At 40.8% G+C, this 13,986-nt stretch carries 13 protein-coding genes; 10 read left to right on the forward strand and 3 right to left on the reverse strand.

Annotated elements, in window-relative coordinates; translation table 11 throughout:
- Positions 1-43: 43 nt before the first annotated feature.
- The 4 genes from HMPREF9009_RS14930 to HMPREF9009_RS14945 all read left to right on the forward strand — a co-directional run bounded on the left by HMPREF9009_RS14930 (position 44) and on the right by HMPREF9009_RS14945 (position 2,574).
- Positions 44-469 carry an amino acid-binding protein gene (locus HMPREF9009_RS14930; protein ID WP_008022809.1) on the forward strand — a complete coding sequence of 142 codons (426 nt, stop codon included), beginning with the start codon at positions 44-46 and terminating at the stop codon, positions 467-469.
- A gap of 399 nt (positions 470-868) precedes the next feature.
- On the forward strand, positions 869-1,672 hold the full coding sequence (locus HMPREF9009_RS14935; protein WP_004312707.1) for an outer membrane protein assembly factor BamD: 804 nt from the start codon (positions 869-871) through the stop codon (positions 1,670-1,672).
- 14 nt (positions 1,673-1,686) lie between these two features.
- A complete protein-coding gene (locus HMPREF9009_RS14940) occupies positions 1,687-2,022 on the forward strand; it encodes a DNA-directed RNA polymerase subunit omega (RefSeq protein WP_004299989.1) in 336 nt (111 codons plus the stop codon).
- A 108-nt stretch (positions 2,023-2,130) separates the two neighbouring features.
- The gene (locus tag HMPREF9009_RS14945; RefSeq protein WP_004312708.1) at positions 2,131-2,574 is read left to right on the forward strand and encodes a DUF4293 domain-containing protein; all 444 of its coding nucleotides are present in this window, start codon (positions 2,131-2,133) and stop codon (positions 2,572-2,574) included.
- Positions 2,575-2,840: 266 nt separating this feature from the next.
- On the opposite strand, the gene HMPREF9009_RS14950 is transcribed toward HMPREF9009_RS14945, so the two are convergent.
- Positions 2,841-3,563: a porin family protein gene (locus HMPREF9009_RS14950; protein ID WP_049703340.1), complete on the reverse strand. Its 723-nt coding sequence runs from the start codon at positions 3,561-3,563 to the stop codon at positions 2,841-2,843.
- 7 nt (positions 3,564-3,570) lie between these two features.
- The gene (locus HMPREF9009_RS14955) at positions 3,571-5,337 is read right to left on the reverse strand and encodes a PBP1 and LysM peptidoglycan-binding domain-containing protein (RefSeq protein WP_049702585.1); all 1,767 of its coding nucleotides are present in this window, start codon (positions 5,335-5,337) and stop codon (positions 3,571-3,573) included.
- A 158-nt stretch (positions 5,338-5,495) separates the two neighbouring features.
- Between HMPREF9009_RS14955 and uvrA the strand changes: the two genes are divergently transcribed.
- The 3 genes from uvrA (at position 5,496) to HMPREF9009_RS14970 (ending at position 10,647) form a co-directional block, all read left to right on the forward strand.
- On the forward strand, positions 5,496-8,321 hold the full coding sequence (gene uvrA, locus HMPREF9009_RS14960; protein ID WP_008022804.1) for an excinuclease ABC subunit UvrA: 2,826 nt from the start codon (positions 5,496-5,498) through the stop codon (positions 8,319-8,321).
- Positions 8,322-8,510: 189 nt separating this feature from the next.
- Positions 8,511-8,990: a Cys-tRNA(Pro) deacylase gene (ybaK, locus tag HMPREF9009_RS14965; RefSeq protein WP_004312712.1), complete on the forward strand. Its 480-nt coding sequence runs from the start codon at positions 8,511-8,513 to the stop codon at positions 8,988-8,990.
- 97 nt (positions 8,991-9,087) lie between these two features.
- A complete protein-coding gene (locus HMPREF9009_RS14970) occupies positions 9,088-10,647 on the forward strand; it encodes a peptide MFS transporter (protein WP_008022801.1) in 1,560 nt (519 codons plus the stop codon).
- A 72-nt stretch (positions 10,648-10,719) separates the two neighbouring features.
- On the opposite strand, the gene HMPREF9009_RS14975 is transcribed toward HMPREF9009_RS14970, so the two are convergent.
- Complete coding sequence (locus HMPREF9009_RS14975) at positions 10,720-11,217, reverse strand: GNAT family N-acetyltransferase (protein WP_008022800.1); 498 nt, start codon at positions 11,215-11,217, stop codon at positions 10,720-10,722.
- A gap of 165 nt (positions 11,218-11,382) precedes the next feature.
- Here HMPREF9009_RS14975 and HMPREF9009_RS14980 point away from each other — a divergent pair, with 165 nt between their 5' ends.
- The 3 genes from HMPREF9009_RS14980 to HMPREF9009_RS14990 all read left to right on the forward strand — a co-directional run bounded on the left by HMPREF9009_RS14980 (position 11,383) and on the right by HMPREF9009_RS14990 (position 13,980).
- Positions 11,383-11,709: a PadR family transcriptional regulator gene (locus HMPREF9009_RS14980; protein ID WP_004312715.1), complete on the forward strand. Its 327-nt coding sequence runs from the start codon at positions 11,383-11,385 to the stop codon at positions 11,707-11,709.
- A gap of 21 nt (positions 11,710-11,730) precedes the next feature.
- Positions 11,731-12,828: a PspC domain-containing protein gene (locus tag HMPREF9009_RS14985; RefSeq protein WP_008022796.1), complete on the forward strand. Its 1,098-nt coding sequence runs from the start codon at positions 11,731-11,733 to the stop codon at positions 12,826-12,828.
- Between the two features lie 153 nt (positions 12,829-12,981).
- Complete coding sequence (locus HMPREF9009_RS14990; RefSeq protein WP_008022794.1) at positions 12,982-13,980, forward strand: MBL fold metallo-hydrolase; 999 nt, start codon at positions 12,982-12,984, stop codon at positions 13,978-13,980.
- The last annotated feature ends 6 nt before the right edge of the window (positions 13,981-13,986 follow it).

Here is a 13,986-nt window from a genome sequence, read left to right on the forward strand (position 1 = left end):
GTTACCTAATACTTAATACTTATTACTTAATACTTTAATAAATATGGTAGCAAAACAACTTTCTATCTTTTTGGAAAATAAGTCAGGCCGTTTGACGGAAGTGACTGAAGTGCTGGCGAAAGAAAATATCAATCTTTCTGCCTTGTGCATTGCCGAAAATGCTGATTTTGGTATTTTGCGTGGAATAGTATCTGATCCGGATAAAGCATACAAAGCTTTAAAAGATAATCATTTTGCAGTGAATGTGACTGATGTAGTAGGTATAAGCTGTCCCAATATACCGGGTGCTTTGGCAAAAGTGCTGGGATATTTATCAGACGAGGGTGTATTTATTGAATATATGTATTCGTTTGCCAATAACAATATTGCAAATGTGGTAATTCGCCCCAGCAATCTGGATAAATGTATCGAGGTACTGAAAGAAAAGAAAGTCGATCTGCTGGCTGCAAGTGATTTGTACAAGCTGTAGATATAGCAGTAAACGATAAACAGGGAACGGTAAATAGCTGTGTTGTCTTTGAATGGGATAACACATTTGTTTGCCGTTTTCTGCTATAAAAAATAGTGACGCTATCCGATGCGGATAGTGACGGTATGCTTCACCGATACCGTCACTATCCCGGGCATATACCGTCACTATTTTTTTTCTGCCTTATAACAAGGAATCTGATGTTTGTTCGTCAGGTTTATGTCAATCATGATTTCTGTGTGATTCGTTTATTACCTGCCGTTTACAGTTTGGTGTTTGCAATTCGACGTCATTTTCTCTCCTTTTGTCGATGTTTAACGCCTTTTATGTATTAAAAAACACAGATTAATTGCTAAATTCCCAGCGAATAAGTAACTTTGCGCATTATTTTTAAATAGGATGAAGAAAAATATCATTATAACTTTGCTTGCGGCGGCTACTCTGACATCATGTGGAGAGTACAATAAATTGCTGAAAAGCACCGATTACGAATACAAGTACGAAGCCGCCAAAAACTATTTTGCGAAGGGACAGTATAATCGTTCAGCTACGTTGCTGAATGAGTTGATAACCATTCTGAAAGGAACCGATAAAGCGGAAGAGTCTTTGTATATGTTGGGAATGAGTTATTATAATCAGAAAGATTATCAGACAGCTGCCCAGACATTTATCACCTATTTCAATACGTATCCCCGTGGCACTTTTACCGAATTGGCACGTTTTCATGCAGGTAAAGCTTTATTCCTGGATACCCCGGAACCACGTTTGGATCAATCAAGCACTTATCAGGCTATCCAGCAGTTGCAGATGTTCATGGAGTATTTCCCGAACAGCACAAAGAAGCAGGAAGCACAGGATATGATTTTTGCTTTGCAGGATAAGCTGGTTTTGAAAGAACTTTATTCTGCAAGATTATATTATAATCTGGGTAATTATTTAGGCAATAACTATGAGTCTTGTGTAATCACAGCTCAAAATGCACTGAAAGATTATCCTTATACTGACTATCGTGAAGAACTTTCTATCTTGATTCTGCGTGCAAGACACGAAATGGCTATTTATAGTGTAGAAGACAAGAAGATGGATCGTTACCGCGAAACAGTGGACGAATATTATGCTTTCAAGAATGAATTTCCTGAAAGTAAATATTTGAAAGAAGCCGAGAAAATATTCAATGAATCACAGAAAGTAATTAAAGACTAAATTTAAATAGATTTATGGACTACAAAAAAACGAATGCTCCTGCTACAACAGTAACCCGTGACATGATGGAACTCTGTGCTGATACAGGTAATGTTTACGAAACTGTTGCCATTATTGGCAAGCGTGCTAATCAGATCAGTGTAGAAATCAAAAACGATCTTTCAAAGAAATTGGCAGAGTTTGCCTCTTACAATGACAACTTGGAAGAAGTGTTTGAAAATAGAGAGCAAATCGAAATTTCTCGTTATTATGAGAAATTGCCGAAACCGGACTTGATTGCTACGCAAGAATACATCGAAGGGAAAATATATTATAGAAATCCGGCTAAGGAGAAAGAAAAACTTCAGTAATTTATTTTCTGACGAAGAATTTGATAGTCAAGTAGTAAGTGGGATGATTATCCCTACTCCTTATTGCTTGGCTATTATTGTTTAACTCAACTACTATTTAGAATACTTATGATTCAACGAATTCAAACTGTTTATTTATTGATTGTTGCAGGATTGCTGATTACAGCTATGTGTATGCCGATAGGTTACTTCATTGATACAATGGGCGAACATCCTTTTAAGGCATTAGGATTGGAAATAAACGACGCTTTTCAGTCTACATGGGGTTTATTCGGGATTCTGATGCTTAGTACTATCGTTGCCGTGGCTACCATTTTTTTATATAAGAACCGTATGTTGCAGATTCGCATGACGATTTTCAATAGCTTGTTGTTGGTTGGTTATTACATTGCTGCCCTCGCTTTTTATTTTGCGTTGAAGAATGATGCAAATATGTTCCGGGTAGGCTGGGCATTGTGTTTACCACTTATTTCCATCATTCTGAATATATTGGCTGTTCGTGCTATTGGACGCGATGAGGTGATGGTAAAGGCTGCAGATAGATTGAGATAAGACTTTTCCCTATATCTGGGTAATTCGTTAATATGATTAATGAAAAGCATCGCTTTATAAGAGTTAAAGCGGTGCTTTTTGCTCTCTAAAGCTATGCTTTAGCATCCCTAAAACGGTGCATTTACTGAATATTCCTGTTTTAAAGATACAAATAAGGCAACTAATTCATTGCGAGTTAGTTGCCTTATTTATTTAAAGAGTATCCCTAAAGCGCTGCTTTGTAGATATTCAAGCTCCTTCTCTCGAAAGGGAGGAGGGAGAGGATTTTATTTCTTCAAGTCAAATAGGTACGTGAGCTTTATGGTAATTGTTCCATGCGCTGCACGGGCGAAATAGTCTTTCTTTGTGGTGCTATAAAAGTCAGACAGCGCAAAGTAGTAACGGCCTTCAACGATGAAGCTGCCGGCTTTCTTTGTTCGGAGTTCTACACCGCCGCCACCGGCAATACCGTAGTCGAATTTATTCTGAATCTTAACTCCGTATACGGCTTTCTGTGTATTGGAAAGTTGGTCCATGTTTACACCTGAAATAGTCTCTGATTCTCCAATGAGAAAGCTTATTTGTGGACCTGCATGAACAAAGAATTGTAGTCCTCTGTCTCGTCCGAAAGCAAGGTGGGCAAGGAAAGGAATATCGATATAAGTCATTTTACGGGTGTAAGTTTGAGTAGGGTCTTTTACCATTTCTCCGTTTTCCCCTGGTATCTCAAACAATTGGTCCCACCCCCTTTGTGATACATTCAATTCGACTTGTGCACCGCAAATCATGGCAAAATACTTCTCGGATATATAACGTGCCGTCAAGCCTCCGGTAATTCCCATCAAGCTATTTTGCTTGATGCTGGGAGTGAAAGAAACACTGTTTAAGTTGACACCTCCATTAACACCTACTGATAAATTGCTGCGTGCTTCTCCAATTTGGGCAGTGGCAGGAAGAGCAAATCCTGTAAGTAGGAGTGTTGCAATCAAAAATGGTTTTATCTTTATCATTTTCGTATTATTCGAAGTCAAGTTTTACTAATTCAAAATTCTTAGTGAAACGTATGAAGAACACTTTTTTATTAATAAATCCTCCCCAGTTGTTCACGCGCTGGAATTTGAATCCTGTCTGGATTGGCGTCAGGTTCATCTTAGGCAGATTGTTTTCCAATTCCGAGCCATAGAGCGATAATCCCTTCAAGAAGAAGAAACCGGTGTCGAAGCCAAGCATTGCGTAATTGGGGTATTTGCTTGCCAAATCTTTACTATACCATTTATGATAAGCGTTGGTGAATTGCACGGCTGCCGGAAACAATGTATTCGTATAGAATGAAGAGTAGAAATATACATCCAACTCAAAGAAATTTTCCAGATGATCTCTGGTGTAAGTCTGCCATTCCGGGTAGCCGAACAGGTGAATTTTTTCTGCAGGATTCTCTCTGACTAACAACGTCAGTTGAGGAAGTACCTTAATCAGTAAAACATTACTGCCCGATGTCGGGATAAAAATGTTTTCTTTATCACTGCGAAGTGTTGCTTTCAATGTTTCTTTAGTTGCGCTTTCGCTGACGGTTCTCATAGGAATTCCTTTGCTCTTCAACTCTTGTTTCAAGCCGCTGATAAATTCCGCTTTCTCCTTGTCAGCACTCGACGGTTCGATGAAAATAACGTTCGCATTAGGGAATTGGCGGGTGAAATGCTCATAAACCTCTGAATATAAATAAGATTGAGGCGTATTAATCTGATAAATAGCAGGATTTTTGAATACCTCTTCTCCTTTTTGAGAGAAAGGGATCACCAGGCGTATATCGTTCTTTTCCGCGAAGTCTGACAATGGTTTTATTTGATTCTGATGCATCGGACCGAAGATGATATTCATATTCTTCATCTCGTTTTTGGCAAGAATCGTATTCAATGTAGAAATGTCTTTTCCACTGTCATATACATATAAATCAAGAGAAACGCCCGTACGTTTCAGACTGTCTACTGCCATCAGGAAACCTTCGTAATATTCCACCATGCGTTTGTCCTCCTGGAAAGGCAACAACAAGGCAGCCTTAATAGTAGACAGCTTTTGGGGAGTCTCCTTATTTTTGCGGAAAAGCTCGCTATTGCTGGGAGGAACAGCGTATGGATCTTCTTTCTTTGTTGGCTGTACAGTGGTTGCTGCCGGGTAGGGGATGCAAAGGAATTGTCCCTTTTTCATTCCCTTTTTCAGTTCCGGGTTAGCGTCAATCAACTCCTGCTCGCTGATTCCGTATTCACGGCTCACGCTGAATATAGTCTCTTTGCGCTTTACCTTATGCATATCTTTGCATCTCGGAACGACAGGACCTTGAATAGTCGATTGTTCAGTAGGCGTTTGAACTACGGCGTCAGTTTGTTCTTCTTTTTTCTGCGGAATCAGAATAACTTGTCCGATACGGAAATTCTCGGCACTCAAACCTGGGTTTGCTTCACAAATATCTTTGGCGGACACATTATACATCGTTGTCAGTTTGTACAATGTTTCTCCGGCTTGGATCGTATGGAATGTTTCTCCCTTCTGGCTTTCTTTCCCAGTAGGGATTTTGATGGTCTGTCCGGCATAGATTTTTTCGTCACAACCAGGATTCAGACGTATGATGTCTGACGTAGTGACATTATACATCTTGGAAATGGAGTATAAACTTTGTCCTTTTTCGATGGTATGCAAGAAATAAGATTGGTTTTCCTGTGCATAACTGATAGCGTATGAAACGCTTATAAAAAGCAGAAATAAGAATATTCGGTTTATCGGTTTCATCAAATTATAACTATTGGTTCTTGAAATCAAGGAACAAAGGTACAAATAATGCCCTATATCTTCATAAGATTTGAGTTAAGAAAATAATATTGTGCTTTTTTAGGAGCATATTTCGGGCGGAAACATTAATTTTGCAACATTTATGGAAGGATATGAATATGCAGGAAACAGAATATATTAATGTGTACGGTGCGCGCGTGCACAATTTGAAGGACATTGATGCCGAGATTCCCCGTAATAGCTTGACTGTTATCACCGGATTGAGCGGTAGTGGAAAATCTTCTTTAGCCTTCGATACGATTTTTGCCGAAGGACAGCGCCGCTATATCGAAACTTTTTCAGCCTATGCCCGCAATTTCCTGGGCAATCTGGAACGTCCGGATGTCGATAAAATAACAGGCTTGAGCCCGGTTATCTCCATTGAACAGAAAACAACGAATAAAAATCCCCGTTCTACCGTAGGAACAACTACCGAGATCTACGATTATCTCCGTTTGTTGTATGCCCGTGCGGGAATCGCTTATTCGTATTTGTCGGGGGAAGAAATGGTGAAATACACCGAAGAGCAGATTCTGGATTTGATTCTGAAAGATTATAAAGGAAAGAAAATATATCTGCTGGCGCCATTGGTGCGTTCACGTAAAGGACATTATAGAGAACTTTTTGAACAGATACGTAAAAAAGGATATTTATATGTACGAGTAGACGGAGAAGTGCGTGAAATCACGCATGGTATGAAGCTCGACCGTTATAAGAACCACGATGTAGAAGTGGTTATCGATAAATTAGTGGTTGCAGAGAAAGACGACCGGCGTCTGAAACAGAGTGTGGCAACTGCTATGCGTCAGGGAGACGGGCTGATGATGATTTTGGATGCCCAGTCCGAAAGTATCCGGCATTATAGTAAGCGACTCATGTGTCCTGTCACCGGGTTGTCTTATCGTGAACCTGCTCCGCATAACTTCTCATTCAATTCACCGCAAGGCGCATGTCCGAAGTGTAAAGGGTTGGGAGTAGTCAATCAGATTGACGTGGACAAAGTGATTCCCGATCGTGAACTTTCCATTTACGAAGGTGCGATAGCTCCTTTGGGAAAATATAAGAATGCGATGATTTTCTGGCAAATCGGTGCTTTGCTTGAGAAGTACGATGTAACGTTGAAAACACCGGTTAAGGAGTTGCCGGACGATGCGATTGATGAAGTGTTGTATGGCTCTGACGAACGGATTAAAATCAAGAGTTCGCTGATCGGCACTTCATCCGATTACTTTGTTACCTATGAAGGAGTGGTGAAGTATATTCAGATGTTGCAGGAGAAAGATGCTTCTGCGACAGCGCAGAAATGGGCGGAACAATTTGCCAAAACAACGGTTTGTCCTGAATGTAAAGGGGCTCGCCTGAATAAGGAAGCTCTGCATTTCCGCATCCACGATAAGAATATTAATGAATTGGCAAACATGGACATCAACGAGCTGTATGACTGGTTGATGAAGGTAGATGAGTTCCTTTCCGATAAGCAGAAGAAAATATCAGTGGAGATTCTGAAAGAGATTCGTACACGTTTGAAGTTCCTGCTGGATGTTGGTTTGGATTATCTGGCGTTGAACCGTAGTTCTGTCAGCCTTTCCGGTGGTGAGAGCCAGCGTATCCGTTTGGCTACACAAATTGGTTCTCAATTGGTGAATGTGCTTTATATTCTCGACGAGCCGAGTATCGGTCTGCATCAGCGTGATAATTTACGTCTTATCAACTCCTTGAAAGAACTCCGTGACATGGGAAACTCCGTGATTGTGGTGGAACATGATAAGGATATGATGCTGGCTGCCGACTATGTCATCGATATGGGACCGAAAGCCGGACGTCTCGGTGGAGAGGTTGTTTTTGCAGGAACTCCCCAGGAGATGCTGAAGACCGATACGATGACTTCGCAATACCTGAATGGAAAGATGAAGATAGAAATCCCCGCCAAGCGTAGAAAAGGAAACGGGAAATCTATCTGGCTGAAAGGAGCAAAAGGGAATAACCTGAAGAATGTCGATGTAGAGTTTCCGTTAGGTAAACTAATTTGTGTGACAGGTGTGTCAGGAAGCGGGAAATCTACTTTGATTAATGAAACTCTGCAACCGATTCTGTCGCAGAAGTTCTACCGTTCTTTGCAGGATCCTTTGGAATACGATTCGATTGAAGGATTGGAAAATATCGATAAGGTAGTGAATGTCGATCAATCACCTTTGGGACGTACGCCACGCTCCAATCCTGCTACCTATACCGGTGTGTTCTCTGATATCCGTAATCTGTTTGTAGGGCTTCCGGAAGCTAAGATTCGCGGTTACAAGCCGGGACGTTTTTCCTTTAATGTTTCAGGCGGACGTTGTGAAGCCTGTACGGGAAATGGTTATAAAACAATTGAAATGAATTTCCTTCCTGACGTATATGTGCCTTGTGAAGTATGTCACGGCAAACGTTATAACCGGGAAACACTGGAAGTACGTTTCAAGGGAAAATCGATTGCCGATGTATTGGACATGACAATCAACCGTGCCGTAGAATTCTTTGAAAACGTTCCGCAAATCTTGAATAAGATAAAAGTATTGCAGGATGTCGGACTCGGATATATAAAGTTGGGACAATCTTCTACCACTCTTTCCGGTGGAGAAAGCCAGCGTGTGAAACTGGCAACGGAACTGTCGAAAAGAGATACAGGCAAGACCCTTTACATCCTTGATGAACCGACTACCGGACTTCATTTTGAAGATATCCGTGTACTGATGGGAGTACTGAATAAGCTTGTAGATAAAGGGAATACGGTTATCGTCATCGAACACAATCTGGATGTGATTAAAATGGCGGATTATATTATCGATATGGGCCCTGAAGGGGGTAAGGGCGGGGGAGAACTCCTTAGTTACGGAACACCGGAAGAGGTTGCGAAGAGCCCTAAGGGATATACACCTAAGTTTCTTCGCGAAGAACTGGGGCTCTAATTTGAAGCATAGAGCGAGTGCGTTCCCCCAATAAAGTCAACTATCTCTAATCATATTAATTAAGGCGCGGATTACATGGTTTTTATTTAATTAGAGCCGTGTAATTCGTGCCTTAATAAAAGTCATAGAGGACTTTGTCCCCCACTAATTCTTTATTTATCAGATATAGAAAGTATAAATACAACGAAAATGAAAATCAATAAAACAAATGCCGCACGGCTGTTAGATAAGGCTAAGATAGCCTATGAACTGATTCCCTACGAAGTGGATGAAAACGACTTAAGTGCTGTTCATGTAGCAGCAGATTTAGGAGAAAACATTGAGCAAGTGTTTAAGACTCTTGTCCTGCATGGCGATAAAAGCGGATATTTTGTCTGTGTCATTCCGGGAGAACATGAAGTTGACTTGAAACTGGCAGCTAAAGCTTCGGGTAATAAGAAGTGTGATTTGATTCCCGTAAAAGAACTTCTGCCACTTACCGGATATATCCGGGGAGGGTGTTCGCCTATCGGCATGAAGAAACATTTTCCTACTTATATCCATGAAACCAGCCGGGAGTTTCCGTATATTTATGTAAGTGCCGGTGTGCGGGGACTTCAGATAAAAATAGCTCCGGAAGATTTGATTCGTGAATCCAAGGCAGAAATTTGTCGTTTATTTGAGGAGTAGTTTAACAAATCATTGTGCAAAAACTCAAGAAAAAGTATATATTTGCAAGAAATATTTATTTAAATCAATCATTTATTAATTCTAAAAACTTATATCTATGTTCAGTAAACACCCTAAAGGTCTGATTGCTGCAGCTTTAGCTAATATGGGAGAGCGTTTTGGCTTCTATATTATGATGGCGATTTTGACATTGTTTATTTCAGCGAAATTTGGATTGTCCGAGACAACTACCGGATACATTTATTCCGCGTTCTATGCTTCCATTTATATTTTAGCTTTGGCGGGAGGTGTTATTGCTGATAAGACGAAAAATTTCAAAGGCACTATTTTAGTAGGGCTGATATTAATGGCTATCGGTTATTTGATTATTGCCATTCCTACTCCGACCCCTGTTCCTAGTATGGCTCTTTACTTGGGATTAACCTGTTTCGGACTTTTGGTGATTGCTTTTGGTAATGGTTTATTTAAAGGAAATCTGCAGGCTTTGGTAGGCCAGATGTACGATGACCCTAAATATTCAAACCTACGTGATGCCGGTTTCCAGATATTTTATATGTTTATCAATATTGGAGCTGTTTTTGCACCGTTTATTGCTATTGGTGTGCGCAACTGGTGGCTGAAGGTGAACAACTTTGATTATGATGCCACTTTACCTGAATTGTGCCATCAATATTTAGAAAAAGGAAATGATATGGCTCCACAGGCAATGGAGAATCTGACAACTTTGGCTAAGAGTGTTGTTCTTGACGGGACTCCTGTAACAGATATGGGTATGTTTGTTAATAACTACCTTGATGTGTTTAACCGTGGTTTTCAGTATGCTTTTATGGCTGCTATTGGTGCTATGCTTGTTTCGCTGATTATTTATATGGCAAATAAGAAACGCTTCCCGGATCCTGCGACTAAATTGGAAACCAGTAAAGGTACTGCGACTGTGAATAAGGAAGAAATCCAAATGAGCGCTACTGAAATCAAACAACGTATCTATGCTTTGTTTGCAGTATTCGGTGTTGTTATTTTCTTCTGGTTATCTTTCCACCAGAATGGTTATTCTTTGACTTATTTTGCCCGTGACTATGTGGATTTGAGTGTGATTAATATCGACTTAGGCTTTACGCAGATCAAGGGAGCTGAAATATTCCAGAGCGTTAATCCGTTCTTCGTTGTATTCCTGACTCCATTTATCATGTGGATGTTCGGCTCAATGAAAAAGAATGGTAAAGAACCTTCTACCCCGATGAAGATTGCCATCGGTATGGGTATTGCCGCATTAGCGTATGTATTCTTGATGGTATTCTCCTTTACATTGCCTTCGAAAGAGGTGTTGGGTACTATGAGTGCTGCTGAAATAAATGCTATTCGTGTGACTCCGTGGATTATGATCGGTCTGTATTTCATCCTTACAGTTGCCGAATTGTTCATTTCTCCTCTGGGATTATCGTTTGTATCTAAGGTGGCTCCTCCTCATTTGCAGGGATTAATGCAAGGTTGCTGGTTGGCTGCAACAGCTGTGGGTAATTCACTGCTGTTTATCGGTGGTATTCTTTATACCACTGTTCCTATTTGGGCTTGCTGGTTAGTATTTGTAGGCGCAACAGGTGCTTCTATGATTGTAATGCTTTCAATGGTAAAATGGCTGGAACGCGTAGCGAAATAGAATCCCGTCATTGACTAAATAACAAAATGCCCCGGAACATTCACGATACTTGTTCCGGGGCATTTTGGTTTATTAAATATCCAATCCCATAATATAATCATTCATATAATACCCATTGCCAATCGGGAAATCACCTTCCCGTAACTTTCTCATTCCCATGTATTCGTAAAACTGCAAGGCTTTATTGTTACGATTCACGTTGAGTTCCATCAGACAAGGTTCTGGGTGTATCTCCTTGATGCATTTGATTGCTTCCTTAAATAAGAAACTGCCGCAATGCGTACCCTGAAAGCGGGGGAGAACATAGATTTTCTGAAGATGGAATACATCTTTTTCCTGTTGCTGCACAGAGACGTATCCGCATGGCTCATTCTCTTTATAGGCGATGGAATACACATGCCCTTCTTCTTCCATTTGCTTGCGCACATTGGAAGGAGCATACATCCAGTCCATCATATAATCCAGTTGTTCAGGAGATAAAATATCCTTGTAGGTGGCGGGGAATACCTCCTTTGCCATCGTATGAATAAGCTCGCAATCGGCTACCGTTGCTTTTCGAATTGTAAACATACGTACTTTCTATTTTATGGTTTAACGGGCACAAATATAGCCATTATTTCTTTTTATAATAAGGTAAGCACTCTCTAATGTTTTAATTATTATTAATTTATAGTACTTTGTAATGCAAGGTACTTAAGTAATGCATATATTTGTGCCATCTAAAAGAAGTGAATAATGAAAGTAGACAATGTAAAATCACAGATGAGGAAAGGCATGCTTGAATATTGCATCATGCTTTTGCTGCACAAAGAGCCTGCCTATGCTTCTGATATTATTCAGAAATTGAAAGAAGCCCAGCTGATTGTAGTGGAAGGCACCTTGTATCCGTTGCTGACCCGTCTGAAAAATGACGACTTGTTAAGTTATGAATGGGTGGAATCTACCCAGGGACCTCCCCGCAAGTACTATAAACTCACTGAACAAGGAGAAACCTTTTTGGGAGAACTGGAAATTTCCTGGAAAGAACTTAACGACACAGTGAATCATATAGCCAATAGATAATCCGAAAAAGAAGAAATAAAAATGAAAAAGACATTGACCATAAACTTAGGAGGAATAGTTTATCATATAGATGACGATGCCTACCGACTGTTAGACAATTATCTGTCTAATTTGAAACATTACTTTCGTAAACAGGAGGGTGCGGAAGAGATCGTAGACGATATTGAGATGCGTATTGCCGAACTGTTTGCCGAGAAAGTAACTGAAGGAAAACAGGTCATCACAGTTTCGGATGTAGAAGAAATTATCGCCCGCGTAGGCAAACCGGAAGATTTTGGTATTGCTGACGAGGATACAGATTCACAGAAAAGAACGGAACAAGCATCGTCCGCTAATCAAAGTAATACGCAAACCTCTGCCCAACGTCGCTGGTTCCGTGATCCGGATAATAAATTGTTGGGTGGTGTGGCAGCAGGACTGGCAGCTTACTTCGGTTGGGACATCACATTGGTGCGTATCCTGATGATTATTCTGGTGTTTGTGCCTTATTGTCCGATGATTATCCTTTATGTTATCGGATGGCTCGTTATTCCGGAAGCCCGTACCGCCGCAGAAAAGTTAAGTATGCGTGGAGAAGCGGTAACCATTGAGAATATTGGCAAAACAGTGACAGACGGCTTCGAACGGGTAGCAGATGGGGTTAATAATTATGTGAACTCCGGTAAACCTCGTACCTTTCTTCAAAAGATAGGCGATGTATTTGTTTCCATTGCTGCCGTCCTCTTTAAGATATTTCTGGTAGCTCTTGTCATTCTTTGTTGCCCTGTCTTGTTCGTATTGGCTGTCGTATTGGTAGCGTTGGTATTTGCGGCAATTGCTGTGGCAGTCAGTGGAGGAGCTTTACTTTATGAATTGTTGCCTGCCATCGACTGGATGCCGGTTGCTTCCGTCTCTCCTATGATGACATTATTAGGTACGATTGCCGGAGTTGCCCTCATTGGTATTCCATTAGGAGCTTTTTTGTATACCATCTTGCGCCAGCTATTCCATTGGTCACCAATGGGAACAGGTTTGAAATGGTCGTTACTGATTTTATGGATATTGGGTGCGGTCATTATGGTTATCAATCTTTCTGCTCTTGGCTGGCAACTGCCTCTGTATGGGCTGCACTGCTGTTAACTAAGCCTCATTCTATTAAAAAAGGATAATATTTATTCTTTTATAAGTAAATGTACCCCGATAGTGTGTCCGGGGTACATTTTTTGTTTCCCCTTATTCATCGTAAATCGAGATTTTTTAGTAAGTTTGTAAATACGTATTCAGGAAATAAAAATGGGTGAACATATATGTTTTAGGAGAAACGAACGTTTAGCGACAGTCAATCCTTATTGGAGAGGAAATCCGATGGTGCGCGGACGTTTTTTTAACAGGCAGCATCGCTTCCGTCCGGGGATGGGCAGCGTGTTGAAATGGCGTCTTTCGCCCAATCCCCAACGCAAAGAGAAGAAGATGGTGAAATGGGACCCGAAAGTTTGTTATCTTCGCTCATTGGATGCGATGGTAGGAGATTCTCTGATATGGCTCGGACATAATTCTTTCTTTCTTCAATTAGCAGGTAAGCGAATCATGTTCGATCCGGTGTTCGGCAGTATTCCTTTTGTGAAAAGACAGAGCGAATTTCCTGCTAATCCTGATATATTTACGGAGATTGATTATCTACTTGTCAGTCATGACCATTTCGACCATTTGGATAAACAGAGTATAGCCCGCTTACTGAAGAACAACCCGCAAATGAAACTTTTCTGCGGCTTGGGAACCGGTGAACTGATTCAGGGATGGTTCCCTGAAATGAAAGTGATTGAAGCCGGATGGTATCAACAAATGGAAGATGAAGGATTGAAGATCACGTTTCTGCCGGCACAACACTGGAGCAAACGTTCCGTACGCGATGGCGGTCAGCGACTGTGGGGAGCTTTTATGCTGCAAGGAAATGGGATTTCTCTTTATTATAGTGGTGATACGGGTTATTCCAGCCATTTTCGTGAGATTCCCGATCTGTTCGGAGCACCGGATTATGCTTTGTTAGGTATCGGTGCATACAAACCTCGCTGGTTTATGCGTCCCAACCATATATCGCCATACGAATCCTTGACTGCTGCCGAAGAAATGAATGCAGGTCTTACCATTCCCATGCATTATGGCACATTCGACTTGTCTGACGAGCCTTTGCACGATCCTCCGAAAGTTTTTGCAGCAGAAGCAAAGAAACGGAAGATTCCAGTGGAGATTCCCTATTTGGGAGAGATTGTAAAATTGAAAAAACAGAAATAATTAGAA

It is taken from the genome of Bacteroides sp. 3_1_13, from assembly GCF_001185845.1.
In the GTDB taxonomy this organism is placed as follows: domain Bacteria; phylum Bacteroidota; class Bacteroidia; order Bacteroidales; family Bacteroidaceae; genus Bacteroides; species Bacteroides xylanisolvens.

Coding starts and splice junctions, on each gene's coding strand:
- HMPREF9009_RS14930 (WP_008022809.1), top strand. CDS start 44: ATGGTAGCAAAACAACTTTCTATCTTTTTGGAAAATAAGTCAGGCCGT.
- HMPREF9009_RS14935 (WP_004312707.1), top strand. CDS start 869: ATGAAGAAAAATATCATTATAACTTTGCTTGCGGCGGCTACTCTGACA.
- HMPREF9009_RS14940 (WP_004299989.1), top strand. CDS start 1,687: ATGGACTACAAAAAAACGAATGCTCCTGCTACAACAGTAACCCGTGAC.
- HMPREF9009_RS14945 (WP_004312708.1), top strand. CDS start 2,131: ATGATTCAACGAATTCAAACTGTTTATTTATTGATTGTTGCAGGATTG.
- HMPREF9009_RS14950 (WP_049703340.1), bottom strand. CDS start 3,563: ATGATAAAGATAAAACCATTTTTGATTGCAACACTCCTACTTACAGGA.
- HMPREF9009_RS14955 (WP_049702585.1), bottom strand. CDS start 5,337: ATGAAACCGATAAACCGAATATTCTTATTTCTGCTTTTTATAAGCGTT.
- uvrA (WP_008022804.1), top strand. CDS start 5,496: ATGCAGGAAACAGAATATATTAATGTGTACGGTGCGCGCGTGCACAAT.
- ybaK (WP_004312712.1), top strand. CDS start 8,511: ATGAAAATCAATAAAACAAATGCCGCACGGCTGTTAGATAAGGCTAAG.
- HMPREF9009_RS14970 (WP_008022801.1), top strand. CDS start 9,088: ATGTTCAGTAAACACCCTAAAGGTCTGATTGCTGCAGCTTTAGCTAAT.
- HMPREF9009_RS14975 (WP_008022800.1), bottom strand. CDS start 11,217: ATGTTTACAATTCGAAAAGCAACGGTAGCCGATTGCGAGCTTATTCAT.
- HMPREF9009_RS14980 (WP_004312715.1), top strand. CDS start 11,383: ATGAAAGTAGACAATGTAAAATCACAGATGAGGAAAGGCATGCTTGAA.
- HMPREF9009_RS14985 (WP_008022796.1), top strand. CDS start 11,731: ATGAAAAAGACATTGACCATAAACTTAGGAGGAATAGTTTATCATATA.
- HMPREF9009_RS14990 (WP_008022794.1), top strand. CDS start 12,982: ATGGGTGAACATATATGTTTTAGGAGAAACGAACGTTTAGCGACAGTC.